1 pseudogene is annotated in these 466 nt (G+C 63.9%); it reads right to left on the bottom strand.

Annotated features, from left to right (window positions below):
• Window positions 1–404: pseudogene (locus EN925_RS39190) on the bottom strand (fatty acid desaturase); the annotation flags it as partial.
• Window positions 405–466 lie beyond the last annotated feature (62 nt).

Raw genomic sequence — 466 nt, 5'->3', positions numbered from 1 at the left:
CGCATCAGCATGAGGCTGGCGATCTGGTAGACGGCATCGTTCATCCAGCGTGTGCGGAAGGCGGTGCCGTGGCCGCACTCGTGCCAGCGCGAGTCGCTGGACGAGCCGTAGAGCACGCCATAGACGAGCAGGAACGGCACCACCCACCACGTGCCCCAGAACCAGGCGATCCCGGCGGCGGAACCCAATATGGCAACGATCCAGATGATCGTGTCGCGGATCGCCGGGCCGTCCGAGCGCTGCATCAGCTCTTTCATCGCCTTGCGCGGCACATCGGTGTGATACCACTCGGCCGAGGCCAGCCCGGTCTCGATCGCGATGCGCGTGCTTTCCCCGACCAGGCTGTAGTCGCGCTTTTTCTCCATCACATCGACCTCCGATTTCCGGCCCGCCAGCCGGAGCATTCGTTTCGCCTCATGCCCTGTCCGCCAATCCCGGAAAATTACCCGACGGCACAGGATTATCC

The sequence above is a fragment of the Mesorhizobium sp. M7A.F.Ca.US.006.04.2.1 genome (assembly GCF_004022915.1).
GTDB lineage: Bacteria > Pseudomonadota > Alphaproteobacteria > Rhizobiales > Rhizobiaceae > Mesorhizobium > Mesorhizobium ciceri.
The sequence above is the reverse complement of the archived record's forward strand: the minus strand, read 5'-3'. Positions and strand labels throughout refer to the sequence as shown.